Source organism: Oceanococcus sp. HetDA_MAG_MS8 (assembly GCA_019192445.1).
Taxonomy (GTDB): Bacteria; Pseudomonadota; Gammaproteobacteria; order Nevskiales; family Oceanococcaceae; genus MS8.
Window position 1 is genome coordinate 1 of sequence record JAHCMK010000003.1, and the last position, 16,159, is coordinate 16,159.

The window sequence follows — 16,159 nt, forward strand, 5'->3', positions numbered from 1 at the left end:
ATCGAACGATTTGAGGGGCTCTGATATGCAACGAACTTCGGAGACAGGACACTAGTGTCCGAGTTGGTCGCCAGGCCGCGTCCATTTTCGGATGTTTGTGCACTCATGCGGCTGTGCGCTTGCGTGTTCGGCCCGGTTGAGACTGAGGACGAGGCCGGTTCTTCCCGCTGCGCGCAGCGAGCTGCTCCGGTTGGGGGAGCCGTCGGCTGATCCACTGGGGCAGCCTTTCGAACCCAAGAATGTTGGTTTCGTGTGACATTCCTGGTGTGAACTCTCGGGTACCCATCAGGTAGTCAAACCAGGGTTTGGTGACGCACCAGTTGGCGTTGGGGTTGGCGCCCATGTGGTGATCGTAATGCCAGGGGAGATGGCGGCGTCCCCAATCCGGATGGAGATGGGAGCGCTTGTGCACGCGGTAGTAGTTGGCAGCGCAATACCACAAGGTGCCCACAAAAAAAGGTGCCACCGGCAGCATGGGGGTCGCTACCGCGGCCCCGCCAATAAGCGCCCAGGCTTCTTTGCCCTGTGCGTGTGGGCCCAGGGGAAAACGCTTGTAGTTTGGGTCGAAATAGTTGTTTTTGCGGACGAGCCGATGGTGCTCATGGAAATGAAAAGACCAAAAGCGCCCGCGTTGCCGGCCCCAGCCGTGTAGCACGTGTTTGTGGGTCGCCCATTCGATGGCGTTCGCGGTGATCAAAGCGAGTGGGATGCCTAACATTCTGTCTCCTATAGCGTGGGGTCATGTTTTCGCGGTTGGGCTTTGCGCCGCCTCACCGTGGTTTACGCAGCGGCCTTTGTCCATCACGGCTTCATTCCTGGGCGCGGCGCTCCAGCCACTGCTGGATGCACTGGGTACCGATGGCAACATGGCGGGCCGCACAATGGCGTGCCTGGTCGGCGTCGCCTGCCTCGAGCGCGGCTTGCAGGTCCTGAAGATTCGCAAGGTCGCGAAACTCGGGGTCGAGGACGGGGGCGAGCAGGGCCTGTAAGGGCAAGTAACTGGCCCGTAACGAGTTCCAGGCGAGGCGATAGACCAGCTCCGAACTGGCCAGAACCAATTGATCCCAGTAATCGTGTGCAGCTAACAGGCGTGCCTTGCTATGCGGAGCCTCCTGCAGGGCAACTAATTGTTGTCGAAGCTGAGCCAATTGGCGTCCCTGCCGACGTTGCGCGGCTAGGCCCGCAATGGTGGGGGCCATATCTTCGCGCAGCCGCATGATGCCAAGTGCCAATGCGGCTTGTTCTTGGGAGGGCTGCAATTGCAGCAGCGCAGGGAGTTGCTCTAAGCCGCTTTGGTCTTGCCATGCCGCGATGCGCGTGGAGTCGCCATGCCGAATTCTGATCAAACCGGCTTGTTGCAGGCGCTGTAAGCCTTCGCGCAGAGCGCCGCGATTCACACCCAGGCTTTGGGCCAAATTCCGCTCCGCGGGTAGCGCGCTTTGTGCGGCTAAGTCTCCTCGAAGAATGCGGTCACGCAGTGTTTCAAAGACTTGTTGGCCTAGAGACGCAGCTCGCATGGGTTCGAACATGGTGGTCGCTGGAGTAAAAGGTCAACTGATCATACCAGTTGTTATAAAGAAGTTAACAACTCCCTGTACAACTTTTGTATCCCGAAATATCGGCGTTTGGGTTGGAGTTGAAGCCTTAGATCGCGCGTCTTCCGAACTTGGTACAAAAAAAATTGATTGAATTGCTTGGTAATTTCGTCGCTTAAGGCCTAGACCCGCGCCCGGCGGTCCTGGACTATAGATCCCGAATCGCAGCTCCCCCGGGCTGTGATCTCTTCAATCGTTGAAAAACCAGGCGGACACTCGCGTGCAGGCGAGTTTCCATAAGCGTGCAAACCCGGCCTTGAGCCGGGTTTGCTTTTTCTGGCTCTTTTTCAAAGTGAGCCTGTTTTACAACATGCTGTTGGTTGCAGCCGAATGCTCACAGCCTGATCTAGAGCGACTCACTGTCAGTGCGGCTGAGGCTGTGGCTAAAGCGCAAGGGCAATGCTTCGGGCAGTGCGGCGTTGAGCCTGAGGGCCTCGGCTTCCATTGGTGCGTGGCCGGCGACCACTCTTTGTAGACCTGCCAAGGCAGATTGCTGCCTGAGTGTCGGGGGTAGATCACGTTGCTGCGCGATGCAGCGCTCGGCTTGTTGTACCAAGGTCGCCATGCTCGCGGCATCTAAAACGCCATAATTGTCGTCAAGAGCAGAGCCTACCTTGGGCGCAATGCTGGGGCACTGCGCCACGAGTTGGGTCAGGTGCTCGACCTCCGCCGTCGATGCGGGTCGTTGGGCCACGTCGGCGCGCGGCGCGGCGAGTACCAGGGTCGAAGTGAGGGCGATGGCAGCGAGCCAGAGTTGACGGTGTTCCATGGCGACAGAGTGCCGCCGCAGTGGTCAACAAAATGTCATGCATGGTGAGGGCTAACGCATGGCCCCGGCAGCCTCGTGCTCTCTTCCGGTCTGCCCGCATTTACTTAGTCTCTGGTCTTCGCTCTCGCTATCACGAGCACGCAGATGCCGCCGCTGGCGCGCGTCACATGGTGCCAAGGCCCAGTCGGCGCTGAGGTCGGGGGTGCGCGCTCCGGAAAGCTTGATGGTGGCGCTATAAGGTATGGGCGTGGGCTCCGCAACCGCGGCCAGGGGAAGCAACCCAAGCACGCAGAAAGCTAAGCCCGAACGCAGTGGGAAGCTGCGGAGCATGAATAATCTCGTTGTATGAACCAGGCGGATTTCGCAGCATCCGGGATGCAAGCGTTATGCCAATCACCCCAAATTATAAGATGTCGCAGCGCAGGCTCGCGGCGAAATTGGCGCAGCTTTTGCACAACAAGAGCACACTACGCTTTGGGGCCGCCGTGTTGTGGCTGCCGGGACATTACGACTCAAGCTGTACCGCACCACACGCGCCCTTGGGTGCAGCTCGGATTCGCCACATTAATTAAGGGGTGGTTGGGGAAAAATGGCCATTACTGTCGCTCTCACGCACATTACGGAGTACCTCTACGACCGCGAAGTGGGGGTGTCGCCACAGATCATCCGCTTGCGCCCCGCACCCCATGCGCGCACGCCGATTCCCGCCTACAGTTTGCACATCGACCCTCAACCCCATTTTTTGAACTGGGCCCAGGATCCACAAAGCAATTGGCTGGCAAGAGTGGTGTTTCCGGAGCCTGTGCGTGAGTTTCGCGTGACGGTCGACTTGCAAGCCCGTTTGGAGGTCTTTAACCCCTTCGATTTCTTCTTGGATGAAGAGGCCCAAAGTGTTCCATTTCGCTACCCTGCGGACCTGCGCGAAGAGTTAGCGCCTTTTTTGCAGCCCCTACCCGCAGGTAAGGAACTCCGCGCTTATCTGCGTAGCTTGGAGAAGCTTCCCAGCACAACCATCGATTTTCTCGTCGCTTTGAATCAGCGCTTGCAAAGCGACATTGATTACACCATTCGCATGGAACCTGGGGTGCAAAGCCCGGAAGAAACCCTGCGTCTGGCGTTGGGCTCGTGTCGAGACAGTGCGTGGTTGTTAGTTCAATTGCTACGGCACTTGGGCTTGGCGGCGCGCTTTGTAAGCGGCTACTTAATCCAGCTCAAGGCTGATCAAACTCCAGTAGACGGCCCGGCAGGACCGACCGAGGATTTCACCGATCTCCATGCCTGGTGTGAGGCTTATGTTCCTGGAGCCGGTTGGATTGGCCTAGATCCCACCTCCGGGCTGCTGGCCGGCGAGGGGCATATCCCTCTCGCAGCTACCCCCGGCCCCAGCAGTGCTGCGCCTGTCACCGGCGGCGTCGAACCCTGTGAGGTGGAGTTCCGTCACCATATGGAGGTTCAGCGGGTACTCCAGCCGCCGCGCAATACCCGGCCATATGCTCCTGAGCAATGGGCCTCTATCGATGCCTTAGGCACTCGCGTAGATCAGCGTATGGCGCAAGCGGATATGCGTCTGACCATGGGTGGTGAGCCCACCTTTGTAGCCATGGATGACCCCCAGGCTGAGGAGTGGAATACAGCGGCGGTGGGGCCCACCAAGCAAGCTAGAGCGGCGGAGCTGGCCTTGCGCCTGCAGCAGCGCTTCGCCCCTGGGGGGCTGATTAGCTATGGCCAGGGCAAGTGGTACCCCGGCGAATCCTTGCCCCGCTGGGCTTACACCATTTTATGGCGCAAGGATGCAGTGCCAGTGTGGACCCGGCCGGCCTCGGCGCAAACCTTGGAGGGCTCCGGAACGACGCCCTCGGTACACGCAGCAAAGCATCTGCTCCAAGGTGTCGCCCAGCGTTTGCGCTTGCCGGAGGATTGTGTGCTGGAGGCTTATGAAGACCCCTGGCATTTTCTAGCAGAGGAGGCGGCCCTGCCCACCGGTGCCAGTGTGGATGAGCCTGCATTCTCCGATCCCGAACGGCGTGCTCAGCTGAGCCGCGCGTTTAGCAAACCCCTGGGCGAGCCACGCGGTTGTGTCTTGCCGGTGCAATGCTGGCAAACAGCTGCCGGCCCTACCTGGGTGTCGGAGCGTTGGCAGTTTAGGCGTGGCAAGTTGTTTTTGATTCCGGGCGACTCGCCGGTGGGTTTGCGGATGCCGCTGGATAGCTTGCCGGGTGGACACTCTGGCGAGGGTGTGGAGCTGGTGTTCCCTCTGGACCCATCTGAGCGCCCAGATCCGCTGCCCGCTCAATTTGTTTTTCAGCAGCCGTTTTTGCGCCAACAACAGCAAAGTGCGGGTCGACCCCAACATCAGCCAGAGGCGCCCGCAGGGCGGGTCACGCAGGGTATTCGTACTGCAATGGCAGTCGAGCCCAAGGCTGGGGCTTTGGGGGTGTTTTTGCCGCCTACGCATAGTGCCGAGGATTACCTGGCCTTGGTGAGCGCTGTGGAGGATGTCGCAGCGGAGCTGGATTTGCCGGTGCGCATCGAGGGTTACCCTGCGCCCACCGACCCGCGTTTGCAGCAAATGAAGCTCACGCCGGACCCCGGTGTTATCGAGGTGAATGTTCAGCCCGCGGCCAATTGGGAAGAGCTCAAAGCCATCAGCGAGGGGCTGTATGAAGATGCCCGCCAGTGCGGCTTGGGCACCGAAAAGTTTCTGGTTGATGGCAAACATACCGGCACCGGTGGTGGGAGTCACGTGGTGGTCGGCGGAGCCCATGTAGACGACAGCCCCTTCTTGCGGCGGCCCGATATGGTGGCCTCCATGGTGCGCTGCTGGCAGAACCATCCTTGCCTAAGCTACCTTTTTGCCGGCCTGTTTATTGGTCCTACCTCGCAATCCCCACGCACCGACGAGGCTCGCGATGACAACCTCTATGAGTTGGGCATTGCCCTAGCTCAGCTGCCGGATTCGGCCCAGACAAACATGCCGCCCTGGCTGGTCGATCGCACGCTGCGCCATCTACTCACCGACCTCACCGGCAACACTCATCGCGCCGAGATCTGCATCGATAAGCTTTTTTCGCCGGATTCCGCAACCGGTCGCTTGGGTTTGGTCGAGTTGCGTGCCTTTGAAATGCCGCCGCATGCGCAAATGAACTTGGTGCAACAGCTGTTGGTACGGGCCTTACTACTGTGGTTCTGGGAGCAGCCCTACACCCGGCCGCTGCGGCGCTGGGGACGGGATCTGCACGACCGCTACCTGCTGCCGTACTTCCTGGAGCAGAATCTGCATTCTTTACTGGCCGATCTGCGCCAGGCCGGTTTGGACTTTGATCCAGAGTGGTTCCGTGCGCAGTCCGAGTTTCGTTGCCCTGCCTTTGGCGTGACCGAAGTGGCTGGAATGCCGCTGGAGCTGAGGGCAGCTTTGGAGCCCTGGCCCACGATGGGCGAAGAGCCCGGTGGTGGTGGGACCGCTCGTTATGTGGATTCCTCGGTAGAACGGGTACAGCTCCGGCTGCAAAACTTCGACGCGGCTCGCTTTGCTGTGGTTTGTAACGGGCGCCGCGTACCCATGGAGGAAGTGGCCGATGGAGACTTTGTGGCGGGGATTAGGTTTCGTGCTTGGCAGCCTTGGTCTAGCTTGCATCCCGGCATTCCCGCGCATAATCCGCTGCGCATCTCAGTGGTGGAAAAACAAAGCCAGCGAGCTGTTGGCGGATGTCAGTACCATGTGCATCATCCCGGTGGGCGCAGCTATGACACCTTCCCAGTCAATGCCAATGAGGCGGAGTCGCGCAGGTTGAACCGCTTCTTTAGCTTTGGGCATCAGCCAGGGGTGATGTTAGTCCCCAGATTGCGGCCCAATCCTCGTCATCCTTGTACCTTGGATTTACGCTTTCCCGAGAACCTTGAGGAGCAGATATGACAGCTGCTACCGGCCCTTACGCTGATTTGGTTCAGCCGGGCTTTTACGATGAATTGGTGGCCCCGGCGCAGGCCGGAGACGTCGTCAGTCGGCGCATTTTGGAGTTTTTGCGCGGTATGAGCCCGCAGGAGCTGGCGCAACGCCGCGATGCGGCTGAGGTGGCCATTCGGTCTATGGGCATTACCTTCACGGTGTACTCCGAAGGCAGTGCTATTGATCGCATGTGGCCCTTCGATATCGTGCCGCGGGTGATCTTGCTGCAGGAGTGGGAGCGCGTCGCGCAGGGCTTGAAGCAACGCGTGGATGCCCTCAACCAGTTCATAAATGACATTTATAACGAGCAGGCCATCATTAAAGACGGCGTGTTTCCCAAATGGGTGCTGGAGAAGTCGGTGAACTTCCGCCCCGAATGTGTGGGGATGCAGCCGGCTTATGGGGTCTGGGCGCATATTTGCGGCTCCGACCTCGTGCGTGGCAAGGACGGCACCATGTATGTGCTGGAGGACAACTTGCGGGTGCCCTCCGGCGTGTCTTACATGTTGGAGAACCGTGCGGTGATGAAGCGCACCTTCCCCGAGCTTTTCGAGCATCAGGATATTCAGCCGGTGGATGAGTACACCACGCAGCTGTACGAGACCTTGGCCGCATTAAGCCCCTCCGGCTATGAAGATCCCACTATTGCGGTGCTCACACCAGGAATCTACAACTCGGCCTATTTCGAGCATTCCTATTTAGCGCAGCAAATGGGTGTGGAACTGGTCGAGGGAGCCGACCTCTTCGTAGACAGTGACGATTTCGTTTACATGAAGACGGTTGAGGGCGCGCGCCGGGTTGACGTGATCTACCGCCGTATTGACGATTTATTCTTAGATCCCGAAGCCTTCAGGCCAGATTCGGCGCTGGGTGTGCCGGGACTGATGCGGGCCTGGCGAGCTGGGAAGGTGGGCCTGGCCAATGCGCCAGGGTCTGGGGTAGCGGATGACAAAGTGGTATACGCCTTCGTGCCAGAGATCATCCGCTACTACACTGGAGAAGAGGCCATTCTGCCCAACGTCCCCACCTGGCAGTGTGCCGACGAAGAGCAATGCGCATATGTTCTGGATCACCTGGATGAAGTGGTGGTGAAACCGGCCAATGAGTCAGGCGGCTATGGTTTGCTGATCGGCCCACACGCATCAGAAACTCAGCGCAAGGCAACGGCTGCGAGCATTCGTAAAGATCCCCGCAATTGGATTGCTCAACCCTGTTTGAACTTATCGACCACGCCAACCCTGGTGAGTCGCGGGGCTCAGGATTGCTACCTTGCGGCGCGGCATGTGGATTTGCGCCCCTTTATTCTGAGCGCCCAAGATCAATACGTGACAATGGGCGGATTAACGCGCGTGGCCTTGCGTGAAGGCTCTTTGGTGGTGAACTCCTCCCAGGGAGGGGGCAGTAAAGACACCTGGATTGTGGATGCCGATTCCACTACACCTTTGGACGGAGGTGCTTGATGCCATTGTTGTCCCGCGTGGGTGAAACCTTTTACTGGTTCGGTCGCTATGTGGAACGGGCGGAAAACACCGCACGTCTCATTCTGGCTTACTCCAATTTGGCCTTGGATTTGCCGCGCCGCTCGCGGTTGGAGTGGGCCTCCATGGTCGACATTACCGGGGCCACGGAGCTGTTTGCCGAGTCTGCACATAACCCCACCGAGTTGGGTGTGATGCGTTTCATGATTGCCGACCCGGATAATCCGGGTTCTATTCGTTCTTCGCTGAAAATGGCGCGTGAGAATCTGCGGGTGACTCGGGACCGGGTGCCGCGCGAGGTGAGCGAGGCCATGAACGCCCTCTATGCGGTAATGGCTGATGAGTCCGAGGGTGCGATACGGCGCACGGCGGCTCGCCATGCCTTTCTGCGCAACGTGATTGACCATTGCCAAATCGTGCGTGGATATTTGGGCGGAGCCATGAGCCATGGCTTGGGTTACCAATTTATTCGCACGGGGCGGATGCTGGAGCGGGCGGATATGACAACGCGCATCATGGATGTGCGTATGGAGGCCCTGCTGCCTGACGAGGCCGAGCTTCCAGCGGCTTTCGATGCCTTGCAATGGATGGCGGTGCTGCGCTCATTATCGGCGTACCAAATGTATCGCCGCGAGCATCATGGGCCTGTTAAAGCGCGATATGTCATCGATTTTTTGCTCAATGAGGAGCAGTTTCCTAGAGCCGTACAGTCCTGCGTCGTCCAGGCCTATCGCTGTGTGTCGCGTTTACCGCGCAGTGAGGAGCCGTTGGCGACCATTCGGGCATTACTCGATAAATTGCAAAACCTACGCTCTGCGGTGTTATCCAGCGACAAGCAAATGCTGCGCATCACCATGGACGACCTGCAACAAGATATTCACAACATGCACAACACCATTGCGCGGACTTACTTCAGCCTAGGAGCGCCGGAGGCTTAAGGCCGCCACGCTGCACCGTGACCGCCCTGTTTGACAACTACCAGGCCCATGCGGGTCGTTATGACGAGCTGGTCACGGCAGACGGAGGCTTGCGCGCGCATTGGGCGGATTTGGCCCAAGTGGTTGCCGGCTTCGATGCGCGTCAACTCAGTGAACGGCGCTTCGAGATGCAGCGCATGCTGCGCGAGCATGGTGTTACCTACAACATCTACGGTCGGGACCGACGCACGCCCGGTGGCTGGGCCTTGGATTTGCTGCCGCTGGTACTCACCAGCGTGGAGTGGCGTGACATTGAAGTGGGTATGGCGCAACGCGCCGAGCTACTGCGTGTGATTCTGGCCGATATTTATGGCCCGCAACGTCTGCTCAGTCGGGGATTATTACCAGCCCGCTTGGTACTTGGGCATCCTGGGTTTTTGCTGCCATGTTGGCAGGCGGAAGCCGTGGGCGAACAGGCCCTGACTTTGTATGCCGCCGATCTGGGGCGACAGCCGGATGGGTCTTTGTGGGTGACGGCTGACCGTACTCAAGCTCCTTCGGGTATGGGCTATGCCCTGGAGGCTCGCACCATCAGTTCGCGGGTGCTGCCCAGCCTGTTCCGAGAGTCGCATGTACACCCTGTGCTCCCATTTGTGCGGGCCCTGCGGCGTCGGCTAGTCACCTTGGCCGAGGATGAGCCAGAAGCGATTGGTGTGCTTACACCAGGCGCGGCTAACGAAACTTATTCTGAGCATGCTTATTTGGCGCGCCAGCTTGGGTTGAGTTTGGTGGAAGGCGAGGATCTGATGGTGGAGCAGGGCAAAACCTGGATGCTGGGGGCTACCGGACCCCAGGCCATTCGGGTGTTGCTGCGGCGCATGGATGACCATTTTTGTGAGCCACTGGAGCTGAACCGGCATTCCTTGTTGGGGACGCCAGGGTTGTTGCAAAGCGTGCGTAATCGCAGCCTGTGCATGGTGAACCCGCTCGGTTCTGGAGTGGTGGAAAACCCAGGCCTGATGCCCTTTTTGCCGCAGATCTGTAAGCAGGTTCTTGGCGAAGAGTTGAAGTTGCCGTCGGTCACCACGTTATGGTGCGCCAATTCTGGTGTGACCCAAAAAGTGTTTCAGGAGCCCGAGCGCTGGGTGCTGCGCAATGTGCGTAGCCAAGAAACCGTGCATCAGTCCCTGGCTGAGCTTAGCCAAGAGGCGCGGACTGCGTTGCGGGAACAAGTGGAGGCGGACCCCGAAAGTTATGTGGTGCAACCGGCATTGGCCCATAGCTGTGCGCCGGTGCTCACGCGCCAAGGCGTCGTGACGCGTAGCGTGGAGATGCGTACTTTTGCTCTGGCTGAAGGCGAGGAATTTCGGGTGATGACCGGAGGCCTCGCTCGAACCGGGCGTAGCGCCGACAGCTGGCGGGTGTCTGGTCAGCTTGGCGGCGTCAGCAAAGATATTTGGGTCTTGGCCTCCGAAGCGCAGCGCGATGCACAAATACTGCCGCAATTCTTGCGCCCACGCTCAAGCAGTGCCAGCCTGCGCGATCCCCATGTGGCTGAGCGTTTGCTGTGGATGGGACGCTACTTGGTGCGCGGTGAGATTCTGGCTCGGCTGCTGCAGGTGGTGATCAAGCGTTTGATCGAATTGGCACCGCAAGCCCCCGATGTTGTCGCCCAGCAACTCTGTCGGGCACTGACCTGGCAGACCACGCTGTATCCAGGGTTTGTAGGGCCGATGGGGGAGTCGGCGCGGCAGCAACCGCTAACCGAGCTGCAAGCCATCATGTGCGGTGAGCACCCATCGGCTTTGCGCGGCTTGGGGCGCCAGCTGCGCGATGACGCTTTTGTGTTGAGACACCTGCTGCCCGCGGAAGGCTTAGCCCAGCTGGCACGGCTGGACGAAGATCTGGTGCAGCTGGCCGACTACGACAGTTTGCATCGGGCCGCTGAGCAGGCCGCCTTACGCTTGGCTGCGGTGCATGGGGGGCTGCTACGCAGCTTGCCGGAGGACAGCGTGCGCCACCTCCTGGAGTTAGGAGCTGCTGTAGAGAACACTCAGATGACGGTGCGACTGTTGCGCTCCCTGATTATGGATCCAGCCCTGCTGGATGAAACGGGGCCCGCACTGTTTGATGTGCTGGGTATTCCTCCTTTCGTTGTGGGCGCCGAGGAGCAATCTACCCAAGAGGCCTTATTACAGAATGTTCTACTGGCCGACCGTCACCCTGGAACCGTGCGTTACCAGCTGATGGTGGTAGAGCGTGGTCTGCGGGCAATGCCGGCATTGAATCCCTCTGAGCATCGCTTGGAAGCACATGTGGCCGACAAGCTTGTTGAGGTTGGAAGCTGGGATGCCGCCGGATTATGTGCCGATACCGAGCACCTTGAGGCAACCTTGAGTGCCCTCAGTGACTGGCTGAGGTTGCTGGGTAGCCGGTTGGAACGCCGCTACGCGCCGCGCCGTCCGGCACGTAGCGTTCAGCTGGTGCAAACCGCATGACTCTGCGCTACCTCCTTCGTCATTACACGGAGTATCAATACAAGGAGCCGGTGGAGTTCGCTCACAATCAGATTCGGATGCTGTTGCGTGATGCGCCCCATCAGGAAGTACTCGCGCGCAGCGTACGTATTCGACCACGCCCCTCTTGGGGAAAATTGCAAAGCGATTACTTTGCGAACCGCGTGCTCTGGACAGAGCTGGATCAAGCGCATCGTCTGTCGCGCATTTTTATTAAGCATGAGCTGGAGCTGCAGCCGCCTGCGCTGGTACCAGCCGAGCACACTCCAGGTCTGGCCGAGCTACAGGCGCAGCTGGCCTCAGCGCGCTTTGCTCAGGACCCGGCGCTGATGCTTTACACATTGCCGAGCCGGCTGGTACCCAGCCAGCATCCAGCACTGAGGGCCTTTGCTGCGCCTTTCTTCCACACTGGACGTCCGGTGCTCGAAGCGGCTGAGTCCTTGATGCAGCATATCTATGAACATTTCAAATTCGACCCCGAGGCCACCAGCATCACGACTCCGGTGTTGGATGTGCTGGAGCAGCGCCATGGCGTGTGCCAAGACTTTGCCCAATTAATGATTGGTGCTTGCCGAGCCATGGGGTTGCCGGCCCGTTACGTGAGCGGTTACATAGAAACCTTACCGCCGCCCGGTAAGCCGAGACTGGTCGGAGCCGATGCTTCTCATGCTTGGCTGAGCCTGTGGTGCGGGGCTGAGCATGGCTGGCAGGATCTAGATCCCACCAACAATCAGCGTCCTCAGGGTCAGCACATTATTGCCGCGTGGGGGCGTGATTATGATGATGTCATTCCCCTTAACGGCGTGATTTCTGGCGGCGGAGACAGCAGCAAGCTGCGTGTGCGCGTGGACTTAAAGCGCCTACTAGGCTCTACCTAGCTCTCCAGTCCCCAGTTCAGGTCGATCCCAGGCCCAGCTTCCGGCTGCCAGGGCGCATATTTCGTCATGATGCGGCCGAACAAGGGTGTAGCCAGTCCTTGCTGCAGCCAGTGCTGCAGGGCGGGCATGGGCGTTTGCGCGAACCACTGCTGGTCAATCATTGAAAATTGCCGCACAAAGGGCAGCAAAGCCCAATCGACCAGGCGGCGCTGGCTGCCGAGTAGGGCGCCACCATTGGCCTCCAGGCGCACATTCCAGTCGCGTAGGATGTGCATGGCTTGGTCGCGGTAATGCTCCATGCTGTGCTCGGGAAAGCGCACCGAATACTTTGTGCGGTCCAGCCAATGTTTGAACTCGCCGTCATTGATCGCCAGCAGCTCTTGGGTCGTAGCAGCATCATTGGCGTGTAGCCAGCCCTGCGGATCGGACTGCTGTAGCGCCCAATGCATCACGTCCAGACTTTCGTCGATGACTTCGCCTTCCGGCAGCACCAGTACCGGAACCGTCGCTTTGGCCGAGGCTTCGAGCATGGCCGCAGGCTTGTCTTTGAGCAAAATTTCCCGCAGCTCTAGATCGATTTGCGCGACAGCTAAGGCCAGGCGCGCGCGCATCGCATAGGGGCAGCGCCGGAAGCTGTAGAGAATAGGCCGTGGCCTCATGACTGGCGCTGAATCTTCTGGCCTAGATGACGTTGCTGACGGGCTTCGGCCAATTGCATTTGCCGCTCGCGTTCGGCGAGGCGCGCTTTTTTATCCTCATCGATGCGGTCTGCACAATGCGGGCAGCTCACGCCGGCTTCAAAGCGTCGGTCATTGCGCTCGGCGGGGCTTAAGGGGTGGCGACAGGCATGGCACTGGGTATAGGAGCCGGGGCGCAGCTCTTTGTCGACGCTGACGCGCCCATCAAAGACAAAGCATTCGCCTTCCCAGCGGTTGTCTTCACGCGGCATGTCCTCAAAATACTGCAAGATGCCGCCATCTAAGTGGTAGACCTCCGCAAAGCCTGACTTCAATAAGTGGTGGGTGGCTTTTTCGCAGCGAATGCCGCCGGTACAAAACATTGCCACTTTACGGTGCTTCTGCGGATCTAAATGGTCTTTGACGAAGCTAGGGAACTCCCGGAAGTGCTCGGTGTGTGGAGAAATGGCGCCGGGGAAGGTGCCCACATCAATTTCGTAGTCATTCCGGGTGTCAATGACCAGTACTTCGGGGTCGTCCAGCAGTGCATTCCATTCTGGGCCACGTACACGCCGGCCATTCAGGGCAAGCGGGTCGGTGCCGGGTACACCCATGGTGACGATTTCGTTCTTCAAGCGGACCTTCATGCGCAGGAAGGGCATGCTCTCCGCCGTCGACCATTTGACGCTGATCTGGTTGAGGCCGAGCTCATCGCTTAAATAGCCCAACAGAGCTTCCAGCCCCGGCCGTGATCCAGCGACCGTGCCGTTGATGCCTTCTGCAGCAAGCAGTAGCGTGCCTTGTAGTTCTTGCTCCTCACACAGGCTACGGAGCGGTTCTTGCAGGTCGGCAAATCCTGGTAATTCGGCGAACTGATACAGCGCAAGGATATGAACGGCGGGCATGGGTCTAATAACGAAACGCAGGCCCCGATTTTATCGGGTGCAGCGCGCGAGCGCGTAGCACCTATGGCCGCAGACTGGCGGAAAAGGCTTCGGCAAACTTGGGGTAGCACCACCATCATGCGCCGCATTCTGTGGCCTTTGCTGCTATTGATTGGCCTGAGTAATTTGCTGGTCATTGGTTTGGGAGCCCATCGCCTAGACCAGGAACTGCTCGATAACGCGGCCTCCGTTCTGCGCACAGAAACCCAGGTGCTCGGCGATCGATTTTTGTTTGCTGTAGACGAACTGCGCGCCGATGCCCATTTTATGGCGGCCGTATTGCCGCGCGATCTTGCTTTGTCACTCGCGCATAAAGGGCAGCCCGATACGGACTGGCTACACATTGAGGAGCACTTTATCGCGCTACTACAAGCCAAACCGCGGGACGCCCAGGTTCGGCTTTTGGATCGCTATGGTATGGAGCTGATGCGTGTCCATCGAGCGGCCCCTGGTGAGCCAGTCCGCAGCGCCCCGGTTGATCAGCTTCAAAACAAATCGACCCGGCCTTATGTACTCGCGTTAAGCCAGCTACCACAGGGTGACATTTACGTCTCCGGTATTGATCTCAATCGTGAACAAGGGCGGATTCAGGAACCGCCGCAAGCGGTCATCCGTGCTGGCGTGGCCATCCGTGATGCCCAGGGAGCCTTGCAAGGAATGCTGGTGATCAACCGCTTCCTCGACCATCATTTTGAGGGCTTGTTTGCCAGCCGAACTGTGGCTGAGGAGTTTCGCCTCGCCAACGCACAGGGGGAGTACATCCTGCACCCTGACCCCAGTCAGGAGTTCTGTTTTGAAATCGGAGCCAGCTGCAGCGTATTAGACGATATCCCCGCCGCTCGCGCAGTCATTGCCAAACGCCAAGATGTGCTGACCGAGTCGATATCTGGGGGAAGCCTGGCTGTGGTGCGTGCCTTGGATTACAGCCAAAATGCGGATGGACGCCTGTTGGTCGTGGCCTTAAGCAATCGCGACCGTGCAACCCAGTTGCGTGAGGTGGTGATCAGTCGTGTCACCGTCGCGGGTGTGGGCGTATTGTTCCTTTCGGTCTTGGTAGCCACCTTGCTGGCTCGCTATATCGCCCGGCCCATTGTGGATATGCGCGAAGCGATCCGCCGCGAAGGCTTAAATGTGCGGCCAGAGCATCTACCCTTGCGTGGTCATGGTGAGGTGCCTGAGCTGGCGCGCGCCTTTCATGACTTGGTCATTCAGTTGCGTACGCAAAAAACGTTGTTGGAGCTTGAGGTCGGTCAGCGTAAGGCCGCTCAGGCCGACCTGGAAGTCAAAAACGAAGAGTTACAGCGCGCCAACAAAGAGGTGGAGCAGTTTGCCTACATTGCTTCGCATGATTTGCAGGAGCCGGTGCGCACCGTGCGCAGTTTTATCGACATGTTGCGGCAAAACTGCGGTGACAGCTTAGATATGGATGGGCTGCAAATTCTGGAGTTCATTGAGAACTCCTCCTTGCGCATGCAAGAGCTCATTAAAGGCCTCCTGGATTACAGCCGCTTAGGCAAGCACGCCGCTCCCTCCCGCGTGTCCTTGAATGGCCTGTTGGAGGATGTGGAACAGGATCTCAGCACGCGACTTGCGGAAACGCAGGCGCAGCTTCATATCGCGGAGCTGCCCGATGTGATGGGACATAAGACCGAACTGCGCTTGTTGTTCCAAAACCTGATTTCTAACGCAATCAAGTTCGCCAGGCCAGGCGTGCCCCCAGTGGTGAAGGTGTCGGCTCAGGAAGAGGACGATCATTGGGTGTTCCAGGTTGAAGATAACGGTATTGGAATTGCAAAGAGCCAGTACGAACGTGTGTTCCTGATCTTTCAGCGCTTACACGGTCGTTTCGACTACGAAGGTACCGGCATAGGGCTAGCGCATTGCAAAAAGATTGTGGAACTGCACGGCGGACGGATTTGGTTGGAGTCCGAAGAGGGTCAGGGCAGTACCTTTTACTTCAGCCTCAAGCGGGTGGCCGAAGGCGCCGACGATGCACCACCAGAGTCGTCGCATGAGCATTCCCCACATCCTGCTGGTGGATGATTATCCGGCGGATAATTTTCTGCATCGACGTCTACTACTCAGCGCGAAGCTGGCTCAAGTGGTCAGCGTATGCGAAAACGGGCGTGATGCCCTGGATTGGCTGCAGCAGTGCTCTACCGACAATATCCCAGGCCTCATTCTTCTGGACCTGAACATGCCGGTGATGGATGGCTGGGGCTTTCTGCATGCCCACGCTTTGCTTCCGCTTGAGCAGCAGGTTGCCCAGGTGTTGATCATGCTCAGCACCAGTTTGCCACCGGCGCGGGAGGCAGAGCTGGGCCAACATACCCAGGTGAAGGGCTGCGTGGCCAAGCCGCTTAGCATCGACGCGATTCAGGAGTTGCTGACTTAGATCAAGTTCTGGTCATAGCAGTTGCGGCAGCCTATGGGGCCACT

At 58.8% G+C, this 16,159-nt stretch carries 12 protein-coding genes; 7 read left to right on the plus strand and 5 right to left on the minus strand.

All coding sequences use genetic code 11. The annotated features are described in order from the left end of the window. Window positions 1-103: 103 nt before the first annotated feature. The 3 genes from KI787_05785 to KI787_05795 form a co-directional block, all read right to left on the minus strand. The gene (locus tag KI787_05785; GenBank protein ID MBV6629452.1) at window positions 104-718 is read right to left on the minus strand and encodes a hypothetical protein; all 615 of its coding nucleotides are present in this window, start codon (window positions 716-718) and stop codon (window positions 104-106) included. Between the two features lie 91 nt (window positions 719-809). Then, window positions 810-1,517, minus strand: coding sequence for a FadR family transcriptional regulator (locus KI787_05790; GenBank protein MBV6629453.1), 708 nt, complete (start codon window positions 1,515-1,517; stop codon window positions 810-812). A gap of 424 nt (window positions 1,518-1,941) precedes the next feature. Beyond that, on the minus strand, window positions 1,942-2,364 hold the full coding sequence (locus KI787_05795; GenBank protein MBV6629454.1) for a hypothetical protein: 423 nt from the start codon (window positions 2,362-2,364) through the stop codon (window positions 1,942-1,944). 589 nt (window positions 2,365-2,953) lie between these two features. Between KI787_05795 and KI787_05800 the strand changes: the two genes are divergently transcribed. Genes KI787_05800 through KI787_05820 form a run of 5 tightly spaced genes read left to right on the plus strand, consistent with a single transcriptional unit; the run spans window position 2,954 to window position 12,099 of the window. Then, window positions 2,954-6,277: a transglutaminase family protein gene (locus KI787_05800; GenBank protein MBV6629455.1), complete on the plus strand. Its 3,324-nt coding sequence runs from the start codon at window positions 2,954-2,956 to the stop codon at window positions 6,275-6,277. Next, window positions 6,274-7,770 (plus strand): circularly permuted type 2 ATP-grasp protein, encoded by a 1,497-nt coding sequence (locus tag KI787_05805; protein ID MBV6629456.1) that lies wholly within the window; start codon window positions 6,274-6,276, stop codon window positions 7,768-7,770. The genes KI787_05800 and KI787_05805 overlap by 4 nt, the downstream gene beginning before the upstream one ends. Further along, window positions 7,770-8,726 carry an alpha-E domain-containing protein gene (locus KI787_05810; GenBank protein MBV6629457.1) on the plus strand — a complete coding sequence of 319 codons (957 nt, stop codon included), beginning with the start codon at window positions 7,770-7,772 and terminating at the stop codon, window positions 8,724-8,726. Before KI787_05805 ends, KI787_05810 begins: the two co-directional genes overlap by 1 nt. A 17-nt stretch (window positions 8,727-8,743) precedes the next feature. Continuing rightward, window positions 8,744-11,203, plus strand: coding sequence for a circularly permuted type 2 ATP-grasp protein (locus KI787_05815; protein ID MBV6629458.1), 2,460 nt, complete (start codon window positions 8,744-8,746; stop codon window positions 11,201-11,203). Continuing rightward, window positions 11,200-12,099 (plus strand): transglutaminase family protein, encoded by a 900-nt coding sequence (locus KI787_05820; GenBank protein MBV6629459.1) that lies wholly within the window; start codon window positions 11,200-11,202, stop codon window positions 12,097-12,099. The genes KI787_05815 and KI787_05820 overlap by 4 nt, the downstream gene beginning before the upstream one ends. Here the strand turns inward: KI787_05820 and KI787_05825 are convergent. After that, window positions 12,096-12,758, minus strand: coding sequence for a glutathione S-transferase (locus tag KI787_05825; GenBank protein MBV6629460.1), 663 nt, complete (start codon window positions 12,756-12,758; stop codon window positions 12,096-12,098). The genes KI787_05820 and KI787_05825 overlap by 4 nt on opposite strands. Then, the gene (locus KI787_05830; GenBank protein MBV6629461.1) at window positions 12,755-13,681 is read right to left on the minus strand and encodes a rhodanese-related sulfurtransferase; all 927 of its coding nucleotides are present in this window, start codon (window positions 13,679-13,681) and stop codon (window positions 12,755-12,757) included. The genes KI787_05825 and KI787_05830 overlap by 4 nt, the downstream gene beginning before the upstream one ends. A gap of 117 nt (window positions 13,682-13,798) precedes the next feature. On the opposite strand from KI787_05830, the gene KI787_05835 reads away from it, so the two are divergent. Continuing rightward, complete coding sequence (locus KI787_05835) at window positions 13,799-15,763, plus strand: hypothetical protein (protein ID MBV6629462.1); 1,965 nt, start codon at window positions 13,799-13,801, stop codon at window positions 15,761-15,763. Further along, window positions 15,732-16,115, plus strand: coding sequence for a response regulator (locus KI787_05840; GenBank protein ID MBV6629463.1), 384 nt, complete (start codon window positions 15,732-15,734; stop codon window positions 16,113-16,115). The genes KI787_05835 and KI787_05840 overlap by 32 nt, the downstream gene beginning before the upstream one ends. Window positions 16,116-16,159 lie beyond the last annotated feature (44 nt).